Annotated in this window: 20 protein-coding genes; 10 read left to right on the forward strand and 10 right to left on the reverse strand. The window is 64.6% G+C overall.

All coding sequences use genetic code 11. From position 1 onward, the window contains the following. Positions 1-149 precede the first annotated feature (149 nt). The 4 genes from AC1RTQ_RS04990 to AC1RTQ_RS05005 form a co-directional block, all read right to left on the reverse strand. Positions 150-1,445, reverse strand: coding sequence for a TRAP transporter large permease (locus AC1RTQ_RS04990; RefSeq protein ID WP_492874579.1), 1,296 nt, complete (start codon positions 1,443-1,445; stop codon positions 150-152). Next, complete coding sequence (locus AC1RTQ_RS04995) at positions 1,438-1,944, reverse strand: TRAP transporter small permease (protein ID WP_304351207.1); 507 nt, start codon at positions 1,942-1,944, stop codon at positions 1,438-1,440. Before AC1RTQ_RS04995 ends, AC1RTQ_RS04990 begins: the two co-directional genes overlap by 8 nt. An 80-nt stretch (positions 1,945-2,024) precedes the next feature. Further along, a complete protein-coding gene (locus tag AC1RTQ_RS05000) occupies positions 2,025-3,008 on the reverse strand; it encodes a TRAP transporter substrate-binding protein (RefSeq protein WP_182285590.1) in 984 nt (327 codons plus the stop codon). 171 nt (positions 3,009-3,179) lie between these two features. After that, positions 3,180-3,857, reverse strand: coding sequence for a GntR family transcriptional regulator (locus AC1RTQ_RS05005; RefSeq protein WP_492874580.1), 678 nt, complete (start codon positions 3,855-3,857; stop codon positions 3,180-3,182). A gap of 291 nt (positions 3,858-4,148) precedes the next feature. On the opposite strand from AC1RTQ_RS05005, the gene AC1RTQ_RS05010 reads away from it, so the two are divergent. From AC1RTQ_RS05010 to AC1RTQ_RS05040, 7 genes are all read left to right on the forward strand, one after another. After that, positions 4,149-4,868 (forward strand): DUF969 domain-containing protein, encoded by a 720-nt coding sequence (locus AC1RTQ_RS05010; RefSeq protein WP_492874581.1) that lies wholly within the window; start codon positions 4,149-4,151, stop codon positions 4,866-4,868. Then, positions 4,865-5,818, forward strand: coding sequence for a DUF979 domain-containing protein (locus AC1RTQ_RS05015; protein ID WP_492874582.1), 954 nt, complete (start codon positions 4,865-4,867; stop codon positions 5,816-5,818). The genes AC1RTQ_RS05010 and AC1RTQ_RS05015 overlap by 4 nt, the downstream gene beginning before the upstream one ends. Positions 5,819-5,830: 12 nt before the next feature. Continuing rightward, positions 5,831-6,493, forward strand: coding sequence for a pyroglutamyl-peptidase I (gene pcp, locus AC1RTQ_RS05020; protein WP_492874583.1), 663 nt, complete (start codon positions 5,831-5,833; stop codon positions 6,491-6,493). Between the two features lie 20 nt (positions 6,494-6,513). After that, a complete protein-coding gene (locus AC1RTQ_RS05025) occupies positions 6,514-7,281 on the forward strand; it encodes a LamB/YcsF family protein (RefSeq protein ID WP_302093147.1) in 768 nt (255 codons plus the stop codon). A 5-nt stretch (positions 7,282-7,286) separates the two neighbouring features. Then, entirely contained in the window at positions 7,287-8,918 is a 1,632-nt protein-coding gene (locus AC1RTQ_RS05030; RefSeq protein ID WP_492874967.1) for a 5-oxoprolinase subunit B/C family protein, read from the forward strand. Between the two features lie 11 nt (positions 8,919-8,929). Continuing rightward, positions 8,930-10,654 (forward strand): acetyl/propionyl/methylcrotonyl-CoA carboxylase subunit alpha, encoded by a 1,725-nt coding sequence (locus tag AC1RTQ_RS05035; protein ID WP_492874584.1) that lies wholly within the window; start codon positions 8,930-8,932, stop codon positions 10,652-10,654. Positions 10,655-10,841: 187 nt separating this feature from the next. Continuing rightward, on the forward strand, positions 10,842-13,325 hold the full coding sequence (locus tag AC1RTQ_RS05040) for a heavy metal translocating P-type ATPase (protein ID WP_492874585.1): 2,484 nt from the start codon (positions 10,842-10,844) through the stop codon (positions 13,323-13,325). Positions 13,326-13,382: 57 nt separating this feature from the next. Here AC1RTQ_RS05040 and AC1RTQ_RS05045 read toward each other — a convergent pair whose 3' ends face one another. The 5 genes from AC1RTQ_RS05045 to hglS form a co-directional block, all read right to left on the reverse strand. Continuing rightward, positions 13,383-14,090 carry a riboflavin synthase gene (locus AC1RTQ_RS05045; RefSeq protein WP_003074301.1) on the reverse strand — a complete coding sequence of 236 codons (708 nt, stop codon included), beginning with the start codon at positions 14,088-14,090 and terminating at the stop codon, positions 13,383-13,385. A gap of 93 nt (positions 14,091-14,183) precedes the next feature. Next, positions 14,184-15,053 carry a hypothetical protein gene (locus AC1RTQ_RS05050; protein ID WP_492874586.1) on the reverse strand — a complete coding sequence of 290 codons (870 nt, stop codon included), beginning with the start codon at positions 15,051-15,053 and terminating at the stop codon, positions 14,184-14,186. A gap of 144 nt (positions 15,054-15,197) precedes the next feature. After that, positions 15,198-15,377: a hypothetical protein gene (locus AC1RTQ_RS05055; RefSeq protein ID WP_492874587.1), complete on the reverse strand. Its 180-nt coding sequence runs from the start codon at positions 15,375-15,377 to the stop codon at positions 15,198-15,200. A gap of 193 nt (positions 15,378-15,570) precedes the next feature. Next, the gene (locus tag AC1RTQ_RS05060) at positions 15,571-16,809 is read right to left on the reverse strand and encodes an aminotransferase-like domain-containing protein (protein ID WP_492874588.1); all 1,239 of its coding nucleotides are present in this window, start codon (positions 16,807-16,809) and stop codon (positions 15,571-15,573) included. Next, positions 16,806-18,236, reverse strand: a complete 1,431-nt coding sequence (gene hglS / locus AC1RTQ_RS05065) for a 2-oxoadipate dioxygenase/decarboxylase HglS (protein WP_492874589.1) — start codon at positions 18,234-18,236, stop codon at positions 16,806-16,808. The genes AC1RTQ_RS05060 and hglS overlap by 4 nt, the downstream gene beginning before the upstream one ends. 171 nt (positions 18,237-18,407) lie before the next feature. On the opposite strand from hglS, the gene AC1RTQ_RS05070 reads away from it, so the two are divergent. Beyond that, positions 18,408-19,328 carry a LysR family transcriptional regulator gene (locus AC1RTQ_RS05070; RefSeq protein ID WP_492874968.1) on the forward strand — a complete coding sequence of 307 codons (921 nt, stop codon included), beginning with the start codon at positions 18,408-18,410 and terminating at the stop codon, positions 19,326-19,328. 122 nt (positions 19,329-19,450) lie between these two features. Here AC1RTQ_RS05070 and AC1RTQ_RS05075 read toward each other — a convergent pair whose 3' ends face one another. Further along, complete coding sequence (locus tag AC1RTQ_RS05075; RefSeq protein WP_304351216.1) at positions 19,451-20,362, reverse strand: transporter substrate-binding domain-containing protein; 912 nt, start codon at positions 20,360-20,362, stop codon at positions 19,451-19,453. A 465-nt stretch (positions 20,363-20,827) separates the two neighbouring features. Between AC1RTQ_RS05075 and AC1RTQ_RS05080 the strand changes: the two genes are divergently transcribed. Both AC1RTQ_RS05080 and AC1RTQ_RS05085 read left to right on the forward strand, forming a co-directional pair. Beyond that, positions 20,828-21,505 carry a DUF2760 domain-containing protein gene (locus tag AC1RTQ_RS05080; RefSeq protein ID WP_492874590.1) on the forward strand — a complete coding sequence of 226 codons (678 nt, stop codon included), beginning with the start codon at positions 20,828-20,830 and terminating at the stop codon, positions 21,503-21,505. 3 nt (positions 21,506-21,508) lie between these two features. Next, a complete protein-coding gene (locus AC1RTQ_RS05085) occupies positions 21,509-23,488 on the forward strand; it encodes an Hsp70 family protein (RefSeq protein ID WP_492874591.1) in 1,980 nt (659 codons plus the stop codon). Positions 23,489-23,536 lie beyond the last annotated feature (48 nt).

Raw genomic sequence — 23,536 nt, forward strand, 5'->3', positions numbered from 1 at the left:
CGTAGTGCGCATTTTCCGTAACACCCTGTCAGCGGGATTCGGCATCCACATCCCGGAGCTGACGCCTACATGGGCTGGCATGCATCCAGCCATCCTGGTTCGCCCATGAAAAACGCCCCTTTCGGGGCGTTGGTGCCAAGCGATTTTGCTTACATATTGTTGGGCAGCACGGTCACGATCTGCGGGAAGAACCACAGTATCACGAGTGCCAGCACCATCAGCAGGAAGTACGGCGCGCAGACGCGGGCCAGATAGGTGATCTGCTTGCCCGTCATGCCCTGGAGCACAAACAGGTTGAAGCCCACCGGTGGCGTGATCTGGGCGGTCTCCACCGTGATCACGAGGAAGATGCCGAACCACAGGGGGTCGATTCCTGCAGCCTGGATGATGGGCAGAACCACGCTGGAGGTCAGCACAATGGTGGAGATGCCGTCCAGAAAGCAGCCGATGAGAATGTAGAACAGACCCAGCACCACAATCAGCATGGCTGGCGACAGGTTCAGGCTGCCCACGTATTCGGCCAGTTGGCGTGGCAGGCCGATATAGCCCATGGACAAGGTCATGAAGGCTGCACCGGCGAGGATCAGCGCAATCATGCAGTACAGACGGGTGGCTCCGAACAGCGATTCCTTGAAGTTCTGCCAGGTCAAAGCTCCTTGCAGGGCCGACAGAATCAGCGCTCCCGTCACGCCGATGCCGGCCGCTTCGGTCGCGGTGGCGATGCCGCTGTAGATGCTGGCAATCACGCCCGAGATCAGCAGCACGACAGGGATCAGGTGCCGCGACTCGTAGACTTTTTGCCTGAAGCTCATGGAGCTGTCGGCCTTGGGCACCTTGTCCGGGTTCATCAAGGCCCAGACCATGATCCAGCCGCTGAACATCAGTGCCAGCATGATGCCCGGCAGCACGCCCGCCATGAAGAGCTTTGAGATCGACAGCTCGGCCGACACGCCATAGACGATCAAGATGATGGAGGGCGGGATCAGCAGACCCAGTGTGGCGGGGCCGCCCAGTGAGCCGATCACCATGCTCTCGGGATAGCCGCGTTTGCGCAGCTCGGGCACATTCATCTTGCCCACGGTGGCGCAGGTGGCGGCCGAGGAGCCGGACACCGCTGCGAAAATCGTGCAGCCGATGACATTGGTGTGCAGCAGGCGGCCCGGCAGCGCGTTGACCCAGGGTGCCAGACCGCGGAACATGCTCTCGGACAGATTGGTGCGGTAGAGAATCTCGCCCATCCAGACAAACAGCGGCAAAGCCGTCAAGGTCCAGCTGCTGGCAGAGCTCCAGATGGTCATGGCCATGGCATCGCCCGCAGCGCGCGCGGTGAAGAACTCCATGCCGAACCAGGCAACGCCTGCCAGAGTCAGTCCGACCCAGACACCGCCGCCAAGCAGGATCAGCAGCACCACGATCAGAGCAATGCTTGCGGTGATTTCATTCATGAGGGGTTCCCTCCTTCTCTACCGCCTTGCGTTTGCCCAGCAGCTCCAGCACCAGTTCGTCGCAGAACGCGATGCAGAAAACAATCGTGCCCAGAGCCATGAAAATCTGCGGAATCCACAGCGGTGTGGCGTCGATGCCCACGGAGATGTCTTCGATCTCCCAGGACTGCCAGACCAGGCGCGTGGAATAGAAAGCCAGAAAGGCCGAAAGAATGGTGGCGATGCCAAGGGCGGTCAGCTCCAGCACCTTGTAGGCCTTGCCCTTGAGCGCGCCCAGCAGCAGGGTGACGCGGATATGTTCACCTTTCTTCAAGGTGCTGGCCAGGGCCATGAAGCCGGCCCCGGCCATGGCGTAGCCTGCGTAGGCATCGGTGCCGGGGGCGCTGAAACCAAAGAGTCGGCTGGTGATGGTCAGCAGCACCATCGCCAACACGCCGATCATGGCGATGCCGGCAAGCCAGGCACTGCCGTCATAGAGGCCGTTGAGTAACTTGCGCATACTTGTCTTCCTGAGCGGATGAGGTCATCGGCCGCGCGGCCCCGAATGCCAGGGCCGGGCGGCCAGATGCAATCTGCGCCTTACTTGCCAGCCTTGTAGCCGTCGAGAATGGCCTGGCCGTCAGCACCGGCCTTGTCCGTCCATTCCTTGATCACGGTCGCGCCGATCTTGCCCAGGTCTGCCTTGAGCTGGGCGGAGGGCTGCTCGACCTGCATGCCGCCTTGCTTGAGGGCTGCTATCGAGCGCGCATCCACTTCCCTGGACTCTTTCCAACCGCGCTGCTCGGCGGCGGCAGCGGCCTTGAGCACGGCCTCCTGTGTGCTCTTGTCCAGTGCGCCAAAGGCCTTCTTGCTCACTGTCACGGCATTCTTGGGAATCCAGGCCTGCACGTTGTAGTAGTACTTCAGGCTTTCAAACAGCTTGTTGTCGGCACCGGTTGCGCTGGAGGTGATCAGGCCATCCACCACGCCGGTAGCCAGAGCCTGGGACAGCTCGGCCTCCTGCACGGTCACGGGCTGGGCGCCGATCAGCTCGCCAATGCGGGCGGTGGTCGGGGAGTAGACGCGCCACTTCATGCCCTTGAGATCGGCCGCAGAGTTGACGGGCTTTTTGGTGTAGATCCCCTGGGGAGGCCAGGCCACGGAATACAGCAGTACCTGCCCCTGCTTGTCCAGCAGCTTTTGCAGCGCGGGTTTCTGCGCCTGATAGAGCTTGTAGGCGTCGTCATAGTTGCTCACCAGGAACGGGAGTCCGTCGACACCGAAGATCTGCGACTCGTTCTGAAAGCTCACCAGAAAGAATTCGCCCATCTGTGCATTGCCGGTTTGCACGGCACGCTTGATTTCGGGCATCTTGAACAGCGATGCACCAAAGTGCGGCGTGATCTTGAGCTTGCCGCCCGTGGCGGCATCCACATCCTTCACGAACAGTTCGTTGTTTTTGGAGTGAAAGTTTCCAGGCCCGTATGCGGTGGCGAAATCCCACTTGGTTTGTGCCATGGCATGACCGGCAATGCCGATGCCGGCGAGCAAGGTTGCGGTGGCGCAGAAGATGCGACGCTTCATGAGAACTCCTCGGATAAGAGATGCGGACAAATGAACTCAGGCAAGAGTTGTGCCAAAAGTAGCATTTGTCTCAACAAACATCCATGAGGGATTTCAACGAGTTTCAAAGAAACGTAGGGTGCTTTATTGCTTTGTTTCTATTGAAAATGCCATTTTGTTGAACAAAATACCTCAAGGGGCCTTGATCCCCGCCTCTGCCAGACGTCGGGCATAGGCGGCCAGAATGATGCGTTCCGAATGCACCAGGTAGGCACTGAGCTCCTGTGCCGCCTCCGCAGGCCTGCCGGCTTCGAAGATCTGCAGAATCTTCAGATTCATGGCCACATAGGGGGCATGCAGAAAATGCGGGTCGCGCAGCAGGCCGAAGGCCAGGCGCAACTCCGCCAGCAGATGCGAGAACATCTCGTTGAGGCGTTCGCTGTCTGCCAGGGCCACGATGGCTTTGTGAAACGCCATATTGGCGGTACCCACCTCGGACCAGTCCTCGGCCTCGCTGTGCCGCTGGCCGCTTTCCACGGCCTCGCGCATCCGCGTCAGTGCAGGGTGCATGGGGTAAGCCTGTGCCAGGGCCTGGCACTCGATCATGCGTCGCACGCGATAGATGTCGATGATGGACGCCATGCTGGGCACGGCCACCGATACGCCCTTGTTGGGCTCGTGTACCAGCAGACCTTCCTTGGTCAGCATGCGAAACACCTCGCGCAAGGTGTTGCGCGAAATATCCAGCGCTTCGCTGAGTGCTGCTTCTGACAGTCGCTGGCCCGGGCTCAGCACGCCCTTGACCAGCTGGCTGCGTATTTCTTCGGCGATGCGTTCGGTCAGGTTCTGGACCTCTGCGACGACTTTCATGGCATTCCCTTTTGGCTGTCGCCAGAGTGTAGCCATCGTTCTGTTGACCCAGAGAAGTTCAAAAGAGTGGTGAGACCTAGGGTTTGCTCTATTACAAAGTCTGTTTGTTCTGCAAACAATTTCATTTGTGGAATCAATCTAAATAGATTGTTCAACAATTTGAGGAATGAAGCAGATCTGAAACAGAGCTGATCAACCTTCTTCGAAAGAGCTGGGCGGGGGCCGATAGCGTTCCCGTCTTTGGTAGAGCCCGCCGCGCAGCGGATCAGGGCGTGATTTCCGGAGGCTTCCATGCCTGTAGACGTAAACCTGTGGCCGCTGATCGGCGTGCTCATCATCATTGCCGGCTTCGCGCTGCGCTTTAACCCCATGCTGGTGGTCATCGTGACCGCCATCGGCACGGCCTTTGCGGCGGGCTTTCCGCTGGACAAGGTTCTGGCCGCCATCGGGACCGGCTTCATCAAGACCCGCAATCTGCCGCTCATCATCTTGCTGCCGCTGGCCGTGATCGGCCTGCTGGAGCGTCATGGCCTGCGTCAGCATGCGCAGAACTGGATCAGCTCCATCAAGTCGGCCACCGCCGGTCGCCTGCTGATCGTCTACCTGGCAGCGCGTCAGCTCACGGCAGCCATCGGGCTGACCAGCCTCGGCGGGCATCCCCAGATGGTGCGTCCGCTGCTGGCCCCCATGGCCGAAGGCGCGACCGAAAACCGCTACGGCAAGCTGTCGGGCAAGGTGCGCGAGAAGCTGCGTGCCATGTCGGCTGCCACGGACAACGTGGGCTTGTTCTTTGGTGAAGACATCTTCGTGGCCTTCGGTGCGATCGTGCTGATGACCACCTTCCTGAAGGAGGCGGGCATTGAGGTCGAGCCGATTCATGTCGCGTTGTGGGGCATTCCCACGGCCGTCTCGGCCTTTGTCATCCATGCCGTGCGCCTGCACCGCCTGGACAAGCAACTGGCGCGTGACATTGCTGCGGAAAAGAAAGCTGCTCAGGGAGAACAGGCATGACCATCACCATTCAATACCTGTACTACCTCGTCGGCCTGGTGCTGGCGGTGACGGCCTTGATGACGCTGCGCGACGGCAGCAACCCGCGCCGTTTCTCGGCGGGCCTGTTCTGGGCGCTGTACGCGCTGGTGTTCCTCGTCGGTGATCTGCTGCCGCCCGTATGGGTGGGGGCGGTCGCGGTCGTCATGGCCCTGATTGCCGGCTTCGGCGGCGTGATGGGCGGCAAGCATCAGCCGCGCACCGATGCGCAGTACCTGGAAAGCGCCAAGCGCCTGGGCAACAAGCTGTTCGTGCCGGCGCTGGCCATCCCGCTGATCACCATGGTGGGCACGCTGTCGGCCAAGCATCTGGTCTTTGGCGGCACTCCCCTGATCGACCCCAAGAACAGCACGCTGGTCAGTCTGGGCATCGGCTGCGTGATTGCGCTGGTGCTGGCCTGCAAGATGACACGCGAGACCCCCGTGCAGGGCCTGCGCGAGTCGCACCGCCTGATCGACGCGCTGGGCTGGGCCCTGGTGCTGCCGCAGATGCTGGGCATGCTGGGTCTGGTGTTCTCGGATGCCGGCGTGGGCAAGGCAGTGGCCTATGTGACCACCACCTACATCAACATGGATGTGCGCTTTGTGGCCGTGGCCGTGTATGTGATCGGCATGGCGCTGTTCACCGTCATCATGGGCAACGGCTTTGCGGCCTTTCCGGTGATGACCGGCGGCGTGGGCGTGCCCGTGCTGGTTGGCGTCTACCATGGTGACCCGGCCGTGATGGCGGCAGTCGGCATGCTGTCGGGCTACTGCGGCACCTTGCTCACGCCCATGGCGGCCAACTTCAACCTGGTGCCCGCAGCACTGCTGGAAATTGACAAAAATGCCGTCATCCGTGCGCAGGTTCCCACGGCCATCACGCTGCTGATCGTGAATGTGTTCCTGCTCAACTTGCTGATGTTCCGATAAGAGAGAGTTGCCATGACTGAGGCTGCCCACCGAATCCTGCTGACCGGCTTTGAGCCCTTCGATAAAGATAGCGTCAACCCCTCGTGGGAAGTGGCGCGCGCGCTGGACGGCGAGCTGATCGCGGATGGCGTGGTGCATGCTGTGCAACTGCCCTGCGTGTTCGGCGCGGCCATGGAGGCGCTGGACGAGGCGCTGGCGCGGCTGCAGCCCTCGCTCATCATCAGCCTGGGGCTGGCCGGTGGGCGATCGGAAATCACGCCCGAGCGAGTGGCCATCAATATCGACGATGCCCGCATTCCGGACAACGCGGGCCATCAGCCCGTCGATCAGAGCGTGGTGCGCGATGCGCCTGCGGCCTATTTCTCGACCCTGCCCATCAAGGCCATGGTGCGCCATCTGCGGGACGCGGGCATTCCGGCTTCGGTATCGAACACGGCGGGCACTTTTGTCTGCAACCATGTGTTCTATGCCCTGATGCACAGGCTGTCGCGCCGTGCGGGCCCCGGCGTGCGCGGGGGCTTTATTCACATACCCGCGCTGCCGCAGCAGGCCGCGCGCCAGCCCGGCATGGCCAGCATGGCGCTGGAGACACAGATTCAGGGCATCCGCGCTGCCATTCATACGGCCATGACGGTGCAGCAGGATTTGCTGGAACACGCAGGTCAGCTGCATTGATGCTGACCGGGAGACGAATGATGAAAATGGATTTGAACAGCGATCTGGGCGAGAGCTTCGGCGCCTGGCGCATGGGCGACGATGCGGCCATGCTGGACATCGTCAGCAGCGCCAATGTGGCTTGCGGCTTTCATGCCGGCGACGCGGCCGGGATACTGGCCACGCTCAAGGCCGCCAAGGCGCGCGGCGTGGTCGTCGGCGCGCATGTGGCCTACCGCGATCTGTCGGGTTTCGGGCGTCGCAACATGGATGTGGCCAGCGGCGATCTGGTGGCCGATGTGATCTACCAGATCGGCGCTCTGCAGGGCCTTGCGCAGGCGGCCGGTACCAGCGTCCAGTACGTCAAGCCGCACGGCGCGCTCTACAACACCATTGCCCAGGACAGACGTCAGGCCATGGATGTGATCAATGCCATCAAGGCCATCGATCCCAGGCTGGTGCTGATGGCGCTGGCAGGTGCGCCCCTGATCGAGTGGGCCCGCGATGCGGGCCTGAACGTGGTGGCCGAGGCCTTTGCCGATCGCGGCTATACGCCGGGCGGTGCCCTGGTCTCGCGCCGCGAGCCCGGTGCCGTGCTGCACGATGAAAACCTGATTGCCCAGCGCATGTTGACCCTGGTGCGTGAGGGCGTGATCGAGGCCGTGGACGGCACTCTGGTGCGTGTGCAGGCCGACTCCATCTGCGTGCATGGCGACAGCCCCGGTGCCGTGGCCATTGCGCGCAACATCCGCCAGCGCTTCGAGCAGGAGGGTGTGCAGATCACCTCTTTTGTGGACACCGCGCCATGAGTGCCATGCGCTTTTTGCCCGTCAACCGCCACGCCATCCTGGTGGAGCTGGCCGACCTGCAGCAGACGCTGGTGCTGCTGGGCGCCTTGCAGGCCAGTCCCATAGAAGGCGTGCAGGAGCTGGTGCCTGCCGCGCGCACCATTCTGGTTCAGTTCGCGCCCCATATCATCGGCGCGGCGCAGCTGGTGCGGCGCATTGCTGCCTGCGATCTGAGCGGCAGCGTGCAGCGCTCGGACGTGCTGGTGCAGATTCCCGTGCGCTATGACGGCGAGGATCTGGCTGAAGTCGCCCAGATACTGGGCATCACCGCCCAAGAGGTGGTGCGCCGCCACACGGGCAGCGAATGGTCGGTGGCCTTTACCGGCTTTGCGCCGGGCTTTGCCTATCTGAGCGGCGGCGACCCCGTCTTCAATGTGCCGCGCCGGGCCACGCCACGCACCAAGGTGCCTGCGGGTGCCGTGGCGCTGGCCGGCAGCTTCAGCGCGGTGTATCCACAGGCCAGCCCCGGCGGCTGGCAGATCATCGGCGTGACCGATGCCGCGATGTGGGATCTGGCGCGTGATCTGCCGGCCTTGCTGCAGCCCGGCTATCGCGTTCAGTTTGTCGATATTGCTATGCAAAAGGAAGCTGCTAGCGCTCTACCTAATTCGATTTCAGATAGAAAAATATCTGAAATCAATAAGGAACATGCGCAAGCAGCTACGAATCTTGAGGCGAATGCCGGTGCCTTGCGTGTGCGCGCCACAGGCCTGCTCACGCTGTTCCAGGACCGGGGTCGCCATGGCCAGGCCGGCCAGGGCGTGTCGGCCTCAGGTGCCATGGATCAGGCGGCGTTCAAGACGGCCAACCGGCTGGTCGGCAATGCCAGCCATTTGCCGGTGCTGGAGACGGTAGGCGGCGGCCTGTCGCTGCAAAGCGTGGGCGAGAACGTGGTGGCCGTGACCGGCGCGGACGCTCCTCTTGGCATCACCACGGCCGACGGACGCCGCTGGTCTGCGCCGCGCTGCGCCGCAGTTGCGCTGGCCGATGGCGACACGCTAAGCCTTGGCCAACCCGTGGCCGGTGCCCGCTGCTATGTGGCGGTGCGCGGTGGCTACGAAGTGGCACCCGTGCTGGGCAGTGCTTCGACGGACACCCTGGCCCATGTCGGCCCGCCCGCCCTGCACAGCGGCCAGTTGCTGGCAGTGCTGCCGGCCCCCCATGCCGTGGTGGCCGAGCTGGCCCTGCCGGTGCAGGAGCTGCCGGCCCCGGACGGCGAGGTGGTGCTGGATGTGGAGCTGGGCCCGCGCACCGACTGGTTCACGCCCGAGGCCGTAGCCTTGCTGGCTGCCCAGCGCTGGCAGGTCACGCCACAGTCCAATCGCGTGGGCTTGCGCCTTGCCGGCGAGCAGGCGCTGACGCGCGCCGTGACCAGCGAGCTGCCCAGCGAAGGCACGCCACTGGGGGCCATCCAGGTTCCCGCCAGCGGCCAGCCCGTGCTGTTTCTGGCCGACCACCCCCTGACCGGCGGCTATCCCGTCATCGGCTGTGTGGCTCCCCATCATCTGGACCTTGCGGGGCAGATTCCCGTAGGTGCCTGGATTCGTTTTAACCCCATCCGCGCCTTTGCAGAGCTGGTGCCTGCAGCCGCAGAGTGAGGAGTGAGTTGATGAAAAAAGTTCTGATTGCCAACCGTGGCGAGATCGCTGTGCGCATCGCGCGAGCCTGCGCCGACTATGGCGTGAAATCCGTCGCCGTCTATGCCGATGCTGATATCGATGCCCTGCATGTGCGCCGTGCCGATGAAGCCTACGGCCTCGATGGCGACAAGAGCGCGGACACCTATCTGAACATCGCCAAGCTGATTGCGATCGCCAGGCGTTCGGGGGCCGACGCCGTCCATCCCGGCTACGGCTTTCTGTCCGAGAGCGAAGCCTTTGCGCAGGCCGTGCTGGATGCCGGTCTGATCTGGATCGGCCCGCGCCCCGACACCATTGCCAAGCTGGGCGACAAGGTCGAGGCGCGCAAGATTGCGCTGCAGGTCGGAGCGCCGCTGGTGGCCGGCACGCCCGATCCCGTCAAGGATGCCGACGAAGTGCTGGCCTTTGCCCAGCAGCATGGTCTGCCCATCATCATCAAGGCTGCCTTTGGTGGCGGTGGCCGTGGCATGAAGATCGCCTGGCGCATGGACGAAGTGGCCGAGCTGTATGCCTCTGCCGTGCGCGAGGCGGTGACGGCTTTCGGTCGCGGTGAATGCTTTGTGGAGCAGTTCCTCGACAAGCCGCGCCATATCGAGGCGCAGGTGATTGCCGACACGCATGGCAATGTGGTGGTGCTGGGCACGCGCGATTGCTCGCTGCAGCGCCGCAACCAGAAGCTGGTGGAAGAAGCGCCGGCCCCCTTCATCACCGAGGCCCAGCGCGAACGCATTCACAGCGCGGCGAAGGCTATCTGCGCGCAAGCCGGCTATGTCAGCGCCGGCACCGTGGAGTTTCTGCTTAGCGGCAATGGTGCCATCTCCTTCCTCGAGGTCAATACCCGCTTGCAGGTCGAGCACACTGTGACCGAGGAAACCACGGGCATCGATCTGGTGCAGGAGCAGCTGCGTGTGGCCGACGGCCTGCCGCTGTCTTTCACGCAGACACCGGCGCCGCGTGCCCATTCCATCGAGTTCCGTATCAATGCCGAAGATGTGGGGCGCGGCTTTCTGCCCACACCGGGTCTGATCACGCGCTTTGCGCCTCCTTCGGGGCCGGGTGTGCGACTCGATTCGGGCGTCGAAACCGGCTCGGTGATTCCCGGCTCCTTCGACTCCATGATGGCCAAGCTCATCGTCACGGGGGCCACGCGTGAGCAGGCCCTGGCCCGTGCGCGCCGCGCACTGGCCGAGTTCCGCATCGAGGGCGTGGCCTCGGTGCTGCCCTTTCACAAGGCCGTGCTGAATCAGGCCGACTTTGTGGGAGCGAATGGCTTCAATGTCCACACCCGCTGGATCGAAACCGAGTTTGCCGAGCCACTGGCCGCAGCCGCCCGCGCCGAACCTGTGGCCGACACCAGCCTGCTGCGCACCGCCATCGAGATCGACGGCCGCCGCGTGCAGCTGGGCCTGCCCGCCATGCTGCTGCAAGGTCTGTCTGCGCCGACGACGGGCGTGGCTCAGGCCGCCGCGCAGCAAAGCGTGGACCCTGATGCGGTCATCTCGCCCATTGCCGGCAATCTGCATGCTTGGAAGGTCGCCGATGGCGACGAGGTCAAGGAAGGCGATGTGATCGCCGTGATGGAAGCCATGAAAATGGAGATGCAGGTCTCTGCCCACAAGAGCGGTCGCGTCACGCTGGCCGTGCAGCCGGGCACTGCGCAGGCCCTGAGTGCCGTGATCGCGCATATCCGATAGGCCCCGCCAGGCCCGGCCCGGCCCGCACAAAGCGCGACCTCTGTGTCGCGCTTTGTTTTTTCTGGCCTTGCTGCACACAAGCCAAACTCCGCATGTTTGCACCCTGCCGAAAGAGGTTCTTGCCGGGCGCTTGACATTTACATGATGTCAATCTTTACAGTGGCCTTCAACGTGAATGGAGAACGCGATGAATGCACTGACCAAAAGCGGAGCCTTTGAGCTGTCTGTGGAAGGAATGACCTGCGCTTCCTGCGTGGGCCGGGTGGAGCGTGCGCTCAAGAAAGTGCCCGGCGTGCAGGAGGCCGTGGTCAATCTGGCCACGGAAAAAGCCAGCCTCACCGTGGCCGATCCGGCGCAGGCTGCAGCCATCTTGCCGCAGGCCGTAGCGGCGATTGAAAAAGCGGGCTACGCGGTGCCCGCGCAAAGCGTGGATCTGCAGGTGGGCGGCATGACCTGTGCGTCCTGCGTGGGCCGTGTGGAGCGTGCGCTCAAGAAAGTGCCCGGTGTCCAGAGTGCAGTGGTGAATCTGGCGACCGAGCGTGCCAGCGTGCAACTGCAGGGCAACGTGGATGTAAGCCGCTTGATTGCAGCGATCGAAAAGGCCGGCTATGAAGCGCAAGCCGTGCTGCACAACGCTGGCGCGACTGGCGAGGACGCCACAGCCCAGCGCCAGGCGCAGGAGCGCGAGTCGCTCAAGCGTTCGCTGATCTTTGCGACCGTGTTCGCACTGCCCGTGTTTGTGCTGGAGATGGGCGCTCACATGGTGCCCGCGTTTCATCACTGGATTGCGGGCACCATCGGCACGCAGAACAGCTGGTACATCCAGTTCGCGCTGACGGCCGTGGTGCTGTTCGGGCCGGGTCGGCGCTTTTTCGAGAAGGGCGTGCCCGCGCTGCTGCGCGCAGCGCCCGACATGAATTCGCTGGTCGCGGTGGGCACCTCGGCGGCATTTGCCTATTCGGTGGTGGCGACCTTTGTGCCGCAATGGCTGCCCGCAGGCACCGTGAATGTGTACTTCGAAGCCGCGGCCGTCATCGTCGCGCTGATCCTGCTGGGCCGCTTTCTGGAGGCGCGTGCCAAGGGCAATACCTCGGAGGCCATTCGCCGCCTGGTGCAGCTGCAGGCCAAGACTGCGCGCGTGCGCAAGGGCGGCGTGGTGCAGGAAATCGACATTGCCCAGGTGCGCGGCGGCGATGTGATCGAAGTGCGCCCTGGCGAGCGCATTCCCGTCGATGGCCTGGTCATCGAAGGCCACAGCTTTGTCGACGAATCCATGATCAGCGGCGAACCCGTGCCGGTCGAGAAGGCCGAGGGCGCCGAAGTGGTGGGAGGCACGGTCAATCAGAATGGCGCGCTGGCTTTCAGCGCAACAAAGGTGGGGGCAGACACGCTGCTGGCGCAGATCATCCGCATGGTGGAGCAGGCCCAGGGCAGCAAGCTGCCGATCCAGGCGCTGGTGGACAAGATCACCATGTGGTTTGTGCCGGCCGTCATGGCTGCGGCCCTGCTGACCTTTGTGGTCTGGCTGATCTGGGGCCCCGATCCCGCGCTGAGCTTTGCCCTGGTCAATGCGGTGGCCGTGCTCATCATTGCCTGCCCCTGTGCCATGGGGCTGGCTACGCCGACTTCCATCATGGTGAGCACCGGCCGCGCCGCGCAAATGGGAGTGCTGCTGCGCAAGGGCGAGGCGCTGCAGCAGCTCAAGGATGCCAGGGTGGTGGCGGTGGACAAGACCGGCACGCTGACCCGTGGTCGCCCCGAACTCACCGATCTGGTGCTGGCCGAAGGGTTTGAACGTGCCGTCGTTCTGGCACAGGTAGCAGCCGTGGAAGACCGTAGCGAGCACCCGATTGCGCGCGCCATTGTCGATGCTGCCAAGTCAGAGGGACTGGAGATTCCATCCATCAGCGACTTCGCATCGGTGACCGGTTTCGGCGTGCGTGCCGTGGTGCTGGGCGATCAGGTGGAGATTGGTGCCGACCGCTTCATGCGCGAACTTGGCCTGAGTGTTGACGGCTTTGCGGCCGAGGCCGAGCGCCTGGGCAGCGAAGGCAAGACGCCTCTGTATGCCGCCATCGGCGGCAAGGTGGCGGCCATGATTGCCGTGGCCGATCCGATCAAGCCCACCACCAAGCCGGCGATCGACGCCTTGCATGCGCTGGGCCTGAAGGTGGCCATGATTACCGGCGACAACCGCCACACGGCCGAGGCAATCGCCAGACAGTTGGGCATTGACGAGGTGGTGGCCGAGGTCCTGCCGGGCGGCAAGGTCGAAACCGTAAAGCGTCTCAAGGCCGAGCATGGGACTCTGGCCTATGTGGGCGACGGCATCAACGACGCGCCGGCCCTGGCCGAGGCCGATGTGGGCATCGCCATCGGCACGGGCACCGATATTGCGATCGAGGCTGCCGATGTGGTGCTGATGTCGGGCGACCTCTCGGGAGTGTCGAATGCGATTGCGCTGTCCAAGGCCACGATGAAGAACATTGGCGAGAACCTGTTCTGGGCCTTTGCCTACAACGTGGCGCTGATACCGGTGGCGGCGGGTCTGCTCTACCCGTTCAACGGCATGCTGCTGTCGCCCGTGTTTGCGGCCGGAGCCATGGCACTTTCCAGCGTATTTGTGCTCTCCAACGCGCTGCGGCTCAAGCGCTTCAAACCCGTCCTCTGAAAGCAGGGCATGGGGTGGGCGCCGGACGATGCTCTGACGCTTGCCCCGCATCCGGGACTATGGCTTGGGCAGTTGCGGCACATCCACAAAATCGTCGAGGCTCAGGCCTTTTTCCTGCAGCAGGGCTTCGAGCACGGGCTTGAGCCGGCCCAGGCTGGCTTCCACGGTTTCGCGCACGGTATCGACCACTACCTGGGTGCTGCGTTCGATCTCGATATTGACCAGATCGCCGACCTTCTTGTCGCCGAACACCGTCATGCGCAGGGTTTCGGGAATCAGCCAGACCTCGAACCAGCCCTCCTTGCGATTCACCTCGGCCACCGTCAGGCTGGCGCCGTTGACGGCGATGTAGCCCTTGGCAAACACATAGGGGCGGAAGGCCTCGGGAATGCCGAAGCGGATCTTGTGGTTGGTCTCGGTCTGCATCACCTCCAGCAGCGGCGCCGTGAAGTCCACATGGCCCGACAGCGGGTGGCCGCCGATCTCGGCACCATCCCTGGCGGCGCGCTCCACATTGAGCGTGTCGCCCGCCTTGTAGCTGCCCAGCGTGGTGATGTTCAGGCTTTGCAGCATCACATCAAAGCTGGCGCTGGTGGGCGAGAGGTTCTCGGTCACCGTCAGGCAGACGCCGTCGTGCGAGACGCTGGCACCAATGGCCAGATCCTGGCAGAAGCCTTCGGGGAACTCCATGATGAAAGTGCGCAGGCCGTCCTGGTCGCGCAGCGCGGCAATCTTTGCCACGGCCTGAATGATGCCGGTAAACACGGGGCAGACTCTCTTATCAACAGGCGGGCGCCGGGCGCCAGCCTTGGGTCAAAACGGCTATTTTGCCTGTTTGCCCGGTAACCCGGCCAGCGTCTAGGCGAAGGCCGGCCGGCCTTCCCAGAAGCCGCTGATCAGCGCCTCGGGCTTTTTCAGCGCACGCACCCAGGCGCAGTCGGGCCAGGCCTGCATCTGCACATTCATGCCGGCAAACACGCCGTAGCCCGGGCCGGCCGCAATCTCGCCCTCGGCCTGCAGGGTCTCGCCACTGCGGATGCTGCAGGCCGCGCGGATATCGCCCTGGGCCTTGATGCCCCAGCCGGCCTGAATATGGTTGCCGCACAGAATGCCGTCGTTGCCGGCAATGCCGTGACCGACATCGAGCAGGCCCTGCACCTCGATGGCGCCGCCTGCTTTCAGGCCCTTGCCGCAGTGCATATCGCCTTGCACCTGCACTTCCTGGCCGATATGGGCATTGCCCTTGAGCCTCACATGGCTGCCGCCGCGCAGCTCCCAGCCGCAGCGCAGGTCTTCGGCGCGCAGCTCGCCCTCGACTTCCACGCTCCAGGCCGCCTTGATGCTGCCGCCGGCCTGCAGCAGCTCAGCCGCGAAGATGGCGCCGCCGCATTGAATCTCTTCGCCCGCTTCGAGCTTGCCCGCCCGTATGCCGCCGCCCGCCTGCAGGCTGCGGCCCACCAGCAACTGGCCGGGCACGCGCACATCGCCATGCACGATCAGCGTGCCGGCATAGACGAAGTGGTCGGCCTCCAGGTGCTCGAGCTCCAGCACGCTGTTGGTGGAGCCGAAGTTCTCCAGCAGCCAGCGCGCGTCTTCCACGCGGCCGGCGGCCACCTGGGTGTCCATGGCGGCCTGGTAGTCGCCGCCGGCCAGGTTGTTGCGCACAAACCAGCGATAACCCATGGCACAGGGATTTTTACCGCGCAAGAAATTTTGAGTGAGTTCCATGTCCATGGCTGACCTCCGGATCGTCCTTTGAGCAAGATGCGGTGCGTCTGGCGGTACGTCGCCTCGAAGGCGTGGATGTACCTCTCCCATGCACCTGGGAAATGCTGTTTGGGAAGGCCGTGCGGAGGATGTGAGCTGTGTGCTTCAAGCCATCCGCACGGCGGCGGAAAGCATGGCCGTGACACCGCTCAGGCTCACGAATGCGGTAGGAATGCCATGGCGGCGGGTGCGCAGCGCACGCAGCACGCAGGCACGCGCGGGCAGCTCTGCGGCAAGGGCAGAGCGGCGCAGGCGGGCGGCGGTGGACAGGTGCAGGCAGGCCATGGGCAAGAAGATGTCTGGGCCCCGATTATGCCGCGCAGCCCGGGCCGGTGCAGCCCGGCTCCTGCATCTCCGTGATTTCATGGCGCTGTGCATGGCCGGGAGCCGCGCAAGGGCCGCCCCGCAGCGTCGGTGCCGTCCCCTCAGGCGAAGCCAGAGAGGGGGGAGGACGCGAAGCGGCCAGGGGGGCTTTATCTCAGCGGCTTTGCGCTGCGGCCCGGCACAGGCGTTCCACGGCCTGCGCGATCTGCGGCACCTCGGGCGCGGCAAACGACATGCGCAGCGTGTGCAGGTCGGGGTCGGCCGGATAGAAGGCCTTGCCGGGCACATAGACCACGCCCTGGGCGACGGCGGCGTCGAAGAGCTTTTGCGGATCGATGCGGTGGTCCAGCTCGGCCCAGACGAACATGCCGCCGGCGGGGCGCGAGCAGCGTATGCCGCTGTCCGCTGCCGCGTTCAGGCCCTGGACTAGGGCCTGCATGCGGCGCTGGTATTCCTGGCGCGCGCGCTGCACGGTGGCCGGGTAGCGGCCGCTGGCCAGATAGCAGGCGGCGACCGACTGCGTCAGCGGCGAGGTGCACAGGTCGGCCGTTTGCTTGGCCACCGTGCAGCGGCGCAGCAGCGGCGCGTCGGCCAGCATCCATCCCACGCGCAGCGCGGGGGCCACGGTCTTGGAGAGGCTGGACAGATAGATGACGGGGTTGGCGCCGGGCCCGGCCAGGCGCTCGCCGGCGGCGCGCACGGTGCCCGGCATGGCTTGAGGAGCACCGCCGGGATCGTCGAAGCGCAGCTCGCCATAGGGATCGTCCTCGACCACCCAGAAGCCGTGCTGCAGCGCCAGTTGCACCAGGGCTTCGCGGCGCTCGGCCGCCAGCAGCGTGCCGCGCGGGTTGGAAAAATTCGGCACGGTGTAGAGCAGCTTGGGGCGTTGGTCTGCGGGTAGTGCGGCCAGCAGATCGGCAAGGGCTTCGGTCTGCAGGCCCTGCTCGTCCATGGGAATGGGCAGGATGCGGGCCTGCGCCAGGCGCAGGGCCTGCAGCGTGGCGGGATAGGCCGGCACCTCGACCAGCACCGTGTCGCCGGGCTCCACGAGCACGCGCACCAGCAGGTCAAAGGCCTGCTGCGATCCGGTGGTCACCAGGATGTCGGCGGCCGTCGCCTGCATGCCGCGCTCGCGCGCCTGCTGCGCCAGGGCCTCGCGCAGCTCGCCCAGGCCTTCGGTGGCGCCATATTGCAGCGCGCCCGGGCCCTGGGCCATTGCCTGTGCGGCGGCCTGGGCCAGGCCCTCGGCATCGAAGAGGCTGGGCGATGGATAGCCGCCGGCCAGCGAGATCATGCCGGGGCGCGAGAGATAGGGAAACAGCTCGCGTATCGGAGACCCCGCAGGCTCGGCAAACACGGCGGCAAAGGGAGCCAGTGCGCTGTCCTGACTCATGCTGCAGCTCCCGCCAGCATCCCGAGAACCTGGGCTCTGGATTGCTGCTCGGAGGCCTCGTACAAGGCGATTTCGTCATGCACGCGTGCGCCCAGTGCGCCCTCGAAGACCTGCTGCGCGGCATGGGCCTGGTATTGCTTTTGCTCCTCGCCGCCGAGGTTGGACTGGAAGATGCCGGCCGCGCTCACGGGCAGGAAATCCTCATAGGTGATCGGCTCGGCCTGCACCAGACCCTTGTCGATCAGCGCTTCCAGGTCTGCCTCGGCAGCGCCCCGGGGCAACGGAGCCTGAGCCTGAGCCTGAGCCTGTTCGGTCAGGCGGTAGCGGTAGAAAGCCAGGCCCTGGCGGCGCAATTGCTCGTGCGTGTCTGGAAACTGCGTGAAGACCTGCTGCAGACGGTGCGCATAGTCGGGTGCGGCGCTGCCTGCACTGTCTATGCCGCGCACCAGACCCAGCAGCTCGTCGTACAGGGCGCGGCCCTTGCGTGTCAGCGCGACGCCGCGTTGCTCGATCTCGCCAAAGCGGGCGGTATGGGCGCCGGCACTGTCCGCGTTGGCGTCGGCATCGGTAAAGCGCACAGCCTCCTTGAGCGCCTTGAAGCTGGTCTGGCGCAGCAAGATAGGGCAGGCGCGCTGTGGCGGGCCTTCGACCACGTCCTTGGCATCCATGCCGCGCGTGGGCATATCGGCCTGGGCCATGTCGATGTCCAGCGTGCGTGGCGTCAGATGGTTGATGTGCGGGCCCTTGAAGCACACCACATCGGCCACCAGGCGGTGGGCTTTTTGCAGGGCGTTGTAGGTGGCGGCGTCCACGGTGGCATCGCTGTGCCAGCGGAAGGTCTCCAGGGCCTGCTGCACAAAGGCGTCTGCGTCGCTGCTGTCCAGTCCTGCGTCACGCTCGGCCTGGGCAATGAGCTCCAGCGCGCGCGGCGTGAAGATGCAACGGCGCTGGAGGATCTCGGCGGCCTTCGCGCGCAGCGCCTCATCGGCAATCAGCTCCAGGCGCAGCAGCGAGGTGAAGACGCGAAACGGGTTGGCCAGCAGCGCCTCGTCGTGCACGGGACGAAAGGCCGTGGAGTGCACGGGAACGCCGGCCACCGAGAGGTCGTAATAGCCCACGGGCTCCATGCCCATCACGGCAAACAGGCGGCGCAGCGTGGCCAGCTCCTCGGCCGTGCCCACGCGGATGGCGCCATGGCGCTCCACATCCAGGCGTTCGAGCTCGCCGCTGCTGGTCATGCGCTGGCGCAGCTCGGGGTCGGCCTGCAGCGTCACGGCGTTGACATCGGCCACCAGGTCGATCAGGGTGCCGTACTGCGGCACTTCCTTACGGTACATCTCGGACATGGCACGCGAGAAGCGCGTGCGGATCTCGTCGACGCTGACAAAGCGGGCTGCGGTGGAAGAGGCGTGGGGCGTGGCGCTCATGACAAAACAGAAGGGTCTTGGGGTCGAGGGATGGCCGCGCCGCTGGCGGGGCCGCAGGAATATGCAGCATGTTCCGCGCCGTCATGACTTTGGTCAAACGATAATCCGGCCTGCAGGTCATACCCGCACGGAATGAACCTGCACCCTAATCATTTCCATATCCTTGCCGCCATGCAGCTATCCCGTCGCTTTCTGCCACCCATGTCCCTGCTCTGCGCCTTCGAGGCCTCGGCGCGGCATCAGAGCTTTACCGCAGCGGCCGCCGAGCTGCATCTCACGCAAAGCGCCGTCAGCCGCCAGATCCGCGCGCTGGAGGAGCGCCTGGGCACGGAGCTGTTCGTGCGCGAGCGCCAGACCGTGCGCCTGAGCGCTGCGGGCCAGGTCTATGCCCAGGAGATCCGTGCCGCCCTGGCGCGCATCTCCAATGCCACGCTGGGCTTTCGCACCAATCCTCAGGGCGGCAGCCTGAATCTGGCGATCCTGCCGACCTTCGGCACGCGCTGGCTGGCGCCGCGGCTGCCGCAGTTCTTCAGCGCCCATCCGGGCATCACCATCAACCTGACCACGCGGCTGTCGCAGTTCGATTTCCAGCTCGAAGCCGTGGATGCGGCCATTCATTTCGGCCTGCCGAACTGGCCGGGCGCGGAGCTGGAGTTCCTCATGAGCGAGACGGTGGTGCCGGCCTGCAGCCCCGATGTGGCGGCCCGCCATGGCTTTGCCCGGCCCGAGGATCTGCTGCGCGCACCCTTGCTGCATCTGGCTTCGCGTCCCGACGCCTGGCAGCGCTGGTTCGGCAGCCAGGGCTGCCAGGGCGGCGATATGCAGGGCATGCTGTTCGATCAGTTCGCCACGGCGGCGCAGGCGGCGATTGCCGGCGTGGGTGTGGCGCTGCTGCCCAAGTTTCTGATCCAGCGCGAGCTGCTAAGCGGCGATCTGGTTCAGGCCCTGCCGCTGCTGCCAGAGGTGGAAAGTGCCGAGCGCTACTACCTGGCCTGGCCGACCAGCCGCTCGACCTATCCGCCGCTGCAGGCCTTCCAGGGCTGGCTCAAGCAGGTCGCGCAGGAGTTTGCTTGCTCTGCATCTCTAAAATAAAAAAGGAGCTGCCAGCGCAGCTCCTTCAAGGGATTCAGATATAAAAGTACCTGAAATGCTGACTCAACAAGCGCAACAAGCTATCAATAAAGCATGACTTCAGGCGCACTCTAGTAGCCGGTTCAGCTGTTGTAGGCTTCCAGCGGCTTGTCATTGGGCGCCTGCAGCAGTTGCTTGAGCATCTCGCTCATGGGCAGGTTCAGCGGCATTTCCTTGGGCGGAATGGGCTGCATAAACCATTTGTCGTAGATCTTCGCCACTTCGCCGGACTTCATCATGCGCACCAGGGCATCGTCCACGGCCTTCTTGAAGCCGGGATCGTCCTTGCGCATCAGCAGCGCGATGGGCTCCGATCCCAGCGCCTCGCCCACGATCTTGTAGCCTTTGGGGTCCTTGGAGTTGGCGATCACGCCGGCCAGCAGATTGTCGTCAAGTACAAAAGCGTCAGCGCGGCCGGACTCCAGCATCAGAAAACTCTCGAAATGGTCCTTGCCCAGCTGGGTCGGCAGCTTCACATTGTTGTCATGACTGTATTTGCGCAGCAGCTGCACGGCGGTGGTGCCTGCCGATGCTGCCACGGTCTTGCCGTCCAGCTGCTTGAACGAGGTCACGGGCGAGTCTGCGCGCACGGCCATGCGCACCTGGCTGACATAGGTAGTGACGGCAAACGAGACCTGCTTTTGGCGGCTGAGGTTGTTGGTCGTGGGGCCGCAGCCCAGATCCACCGTGCCGTTCTGCACCAGCGGCATGGTGTTCTGCGCGGTGATGGCCATGTATTCGATCTTGGCGCTGGGCGCGATCTGGGCCAGCACCTTTTCGCATAACTCCACGTGGTAGCCGGTGAAGCGGTGGTTGGCACCTAGGGCATAGGCCATGGGGGCCGAGCTTTCGCGCACGCCTATGACCACCTTGCCGGTCTTTTGCAGCTTCTCCAGCGTGCCGCCGGGGGCGGTCTGGGCCTGGACGCCGGAGGCGGCCATGGCGGCTAAAAGGGCGGTACATGCCAGCGTTATGTTCGCGGTCATCAGGCGCATGGGGGAAGTCTCCTCGGGAAGTGGGCGTATCGAAAACGCAATGCAGTTGTTGTTCGGTCGTCCATGGGGCTGCGCATTGCCTGCAGCCCATGAATCGGCAAGACCCGTTTCCGGGGTGGCCTGTTTGTCAAGATACTGCATCAACTATCGGGCAAATAGCAGCCGCTTCATAACGATGAAACGGAAGAAGGTCATGCTTGCGGCGTATGACCCGGCAGCGCGCGTCCGGGCGCGGCAGCCGGCGCGGCAAAGCCATAGCGGCAGGGCAGACCGGGCTTTTTGGGTAATATCTGCGCCTGTTGCACAGGCCCGCGCGCATCGCTTGCGGCGCGTCCAGCCTTGTGCCGCCAGGGCCGGCCGTGTCGCTGCCGCCTGGTCCGGCTCCGTTTTCGGTTCGCGCAGCGCAGCTCGCAAGGGCGCCACAGAATGACTCTGCATGCGTGAACCTGTTTTGAGACAGACTCCATGACTGCCAATACCCCCCCCTCATTCCTGAGCCGCATCGCCATCGCGATCGGCAGTTTCTTTGCCATTCTCGGTAACGCGCGCCTGGCCGCCGACGTGAGTCGTGTGCGCGCCGGTGAGGCTTTTGCCGCCGACGTCGCCCCCAGGGAAGTACGCGTGGAAGTGCCGGTCGAGAAGATCGTCGAGGTTCGCGTCGAAGTACCGGTCGAAAAAATCGTGGAAAAGACCGTCGAGAAGCGCGTCGAGGTTCCGGTCGAGAAGCTGATCGAAAAAACCGTCGAGGTGGAAAAGCTCGTCGCCACCGACAGCGCCGCCCTGCAACTGCTGGGCCTGATGCAGCGCGAGGCCCGTTTTGTGGACTTCATCCAGGAAGATGTCGCGCCCTATACCGATGCCGAAATCGGCGCAGCCGCGCGCGTGGTGCATGAAGGCTGCCGCAAGGTGCTGCGCGAGCATTTCACGCTCTCCCCCGTGCGCAGCGAAGCCGAAGGCTCACGCATCACTTTGCAGGCCGGTTTTGACGCTGCTGCCGTGCGACTGACGGGCAATGTGGTCGGCCAGCCACCGTTTACCGGCACGCTGTCCCACCGGGGCTGGCTGGTGACTCAGGTCAGGCTCCCCCAGCTCACCGACATTCAGGCCGCCAAGGTCATCGCCCAAGCCGAAGTGGAGCTGTAAACCATGAACATGTTTGCCTCCATCGCCGCATCGGGTGCGGCCCCCCAGGACGCTACCGTGGCGGACTCCGTGGCTGCTGTCTCTCAGCCGCAAAGCAGCGCTGCTGGCCCGGTCGATGCTCCATCTGCCGGCGCTAGCTACAGCATCGGCATCGATCTGGGCACCACCCACTGCGCGCTGTCTTATGTGAACAAGATCGCCAGCGATGGCGAGAAGGTGGTGCAGGGCGTGCTGGACATTCCCCAGCTCACGGCTCCCGGCAGTGTCGAGGCCAGGCCCCTGCTGCCGTCCTTTCTCTATCTGCCGCACGAGAGCGAGCTGACCGAAGCCGAGCGCAGCCTGCCCGGTGCGCCCGGCGACTTCATCACCGGCGAATTCGCCCGCAGCCGTGGCGCGGCCACGCCCATCCGTCTGGTCAGCAGTGCCAAGAGCTGGCTCTGCCACCCCGGCGTCGATCGCCGCGCCGGCATTCTCCCCGCCGATGCACCGGAGGAGGTCAGCCGCATTTCGCCGCTGACGGCCTCCACCCGCTATCTTGAGCATCTGCGCCGCGCCTGGGAGCAGGCCCACCCCGAGGCCCCGTTTGACCAGCAGGACATTACCGTCACCATCCCGGCATCGTTCGACCCCGCCGCGCGCGAGCTGACGGCCGAGGCCTGCAAGGCCGCGGGCTTTGCCAAGCTGACGCTGCTCGAAGAACCCCAGGCCGCGCTGTACAGCTGGATCCAGGCCAGCGGCGGCCAGTGGCGCAAGCAGGTCAAGCATGGCGACATCATCCTCGTCGTGGACGTGGGCGGCGGCACCACCGACCTCTCGCTGATCGCCGTGCTGGAGCGCGAAGGCAATCTGCAGCTGCAGCGCATTGCCGTGGGCGAGCACATCCTGCTGGGCGGCGACAACATGGATCTGGCCCTGGCCTATGGCGTGGCGCGCAAGCTGGCGGCCGAGGGCAAGCAGCTCGATGCCTGGCAAACCCGCGCGCTGGCCCATGGCTGCCGCGCCGCCAAGGAGCAATTGCTGGCTGACGCCAACTTGCAGGCCGTGCCCGTGGTCGTGCCCAGCCGGGGCAGCAAGCTCATCGGCGGCAGCATTCGCACCGAAGTGACACGCGACGAAGTGCTGGCCATGCTGGTCGAGGGCTTTTTCCCCAAGGTGGCCGTCAGCGACAAGCCCAAGAGCCGCGCGCGCGGCGCGCTCACGCAGCTGGGCCTGCCCTATGCGCAGGATGCGGCCGTCACGCGCCATCTGGCGGCCTTTCTGAGCCGCCAGGTCAATGCACTGGCCGAGATTGACGGTCTGAACGGTGAGCAGGTCGAAGGCTCGACCTTTCTGCACCCCACAGCCATTTTGTTCAACGGCGGCGTGCTCAAGGCGCCCCAGATCGAGCAGCGCATCCTGGAAGTCATCAACGGCTGGCTGGACGACGAGGCCTGCGAGCCTGCGCGACTGCTGGACGGCGCCAACCTCGATCTGGCCGTGGCGCGCGGCGCGGCCTATTACGGCCATATCGCCAACAGCGGCCGTGGCGTGCGCATTCGCGGCGGCACGGCCCAGTCCTATTACGTGGGCGTGGAGAGCAATATGCCCGCCATCCCCGGCATGGAGCCGCCCCTGTCCGCCCTGTGCCTGGCACCGTTCGGCATGGAAGAGGGCACGGAAGTCGCGCTGCCTGACGAAGAGTTCGGCCTGGTCGTAGGCGAGCCCGTGCGTCTGCGCTTCTTCGGCTCCTCCGTGCGCCGCACCGACCAGGTCGGCACCATGCTGGACTTCTGGTCGCCCGAAGAGCTGGTGGAGCTGCAGGAGATCGAGCTGAATCTGCCCGCTGCCGGCCGCGCGGCCGGTGAGGTGGTGCCCGTGACCCTGGCGGCACGCGTGACCGATATCGGCACCCTGGAGCTCAATGCCGTGCCCGTGGGCGGAAGCGAACGCTGGAAAGTGGAATTCGATGTACGCGCGGAAACCTCTGCGGAGGCTGCCGAGTAAGGCCGCTGAGTTGCTTGACGGCGAAAGCCCGCTGGCCGGTTGGCTGGC

Source organism: Comamonas sp. GW821-FHT11H03 (assembly GCF_058807955.1).

Coding starts and splice junctions, on each gene's coding strand:
- AC1RTQ_RS04990 (WP_492874579.1), bottom strand. CDS start 1,445: ATGAATGAAATCACCGCAAGCATTGCTCTGATCGTGGTGCTGCTGATC.
- AC1RTQ_RS04995 (WP_304351207.1), bottom strand. CDS start 1,944: ATGCGCAAGTTACTCAACGGCCTCTATGACGGCAGTGCCTGGCTTGCC.
- AC1RTQ_RS05000 (WP_182285590.1), bottom strand. CDS start 3,008: ATGAAGCGTCGCATCTTCTGCGCCACCGCAACCTTGCTCGCCGGCATC.
- AC1RTQ_RS05005 (WP_492874580.1), bottom strand. CDS start 3,857: ATGAAAGTCGTCGCAGAGGTCCAGAACCTGACCGAACGCATCGCCGAA.
- AC1RTQ_RS05010 (WP_492874581.1), top strand. CDS start 4,149: ATGCCTGTAGACGTAAACCTGTGGCCGCTGATCGGCGTGCTCATCATC.
- AC1RTQ_RS05015 (WP_492874582.1), top strand. CDS start 4,865: ATGACCATCACCATTCAATACCTGTACTACCTCGTCGGCCTGGTGCTG.
- pcp (WP_492874583.1), top strand. CDS start 5,831: ATGACTGAGGCTGCCCACCGAATCCTGCTGACCGGCTTTGAGCCCTTC.
- AC1RTQ_RS05025 (WP_302093147.1), top strand. CDS start 6,514: ATGAAAATGGATTTGAACAGCGATCTGGGCGAGAGCTTCGGCGCCTGG.
- AC1RTQ_RS05030 (WP_492874967.1), top strand. CDS start 7,287: ATGCGCTTTTTGCCCGTCAACCGCCACGCCATCCTGGTGGAGCTGGCC.
- AC1RTQ_RS05035 (WP_492874584.1), top strand. CDS start 8,930: ATGAAAAAAGTTCTGATTGCCAACCGTGGCGAGATCGCTGTGCGCATC.
- AC1RTQ_RS05040 (WP_492874585.1), top strand. CDS start 10,842: ATGAATGCACTGACCAAAAGCGGAGCCTTTGAGCTGTCTGTGGAAGGA.
- AC1RTQ_RS05050 (WP_492874586.1), bottom strand. CDS start 15,053: ATGGAACTCACTCAAAATTTCTTGCGCGGTAAAAATCCCTGTGCCATG.
- AC1RTQ_RS05055 (WP_492874587.1), bottom strand. CDS start 15,377: ATGGCCTGCCTGCACCTGTCCACCGCCGCCCGCCTGCGCCGCTCTGCC.
- AC1RTQ_RS05060 (WP_492874588.1), bottom strand. CDS start 16,809: ATGAGTCAGGACAGCGCACTGGCTCCCTTTGCCGCCGTGTTTGCCGAG.
- hglS (WP_492874589.1), bottom strand. CDS start 18,236: ATGAGCGCCACGCCCCACGCCTCTTCCACCGCAGCCCGCTTTGTCAGC.
- AC1RTQ_RS05070 (WP_492874968.1), top strand. CDS start 18,408: ATGCAGCTATCCCGTCGCTTTCTGCCACCCATGTCCCTGCTCTGCGCC.
- AC1RTQ_RS05075 (WP_304351216.1), bottom strand. CDS start 20,362: ATGCGCCTGATGACCGCGAACATAACGCTGGCATGTACCGCCCTTTTA.
- AC1RTQ_RS05080 (WP_492874590.1), top strand. CDS start 20,828: ATGACTGCCAATACCCCCCCCTCATTCCTGAGCCGCATCGCCATCGCG.
- AC1RTQ_RS05085 (WP_492874591.1), top strand. CDS start 21,509: ATGAACATGTTTGCCTCCATCGCCGCATCGGGTGCGGCCCCCCAGGAC.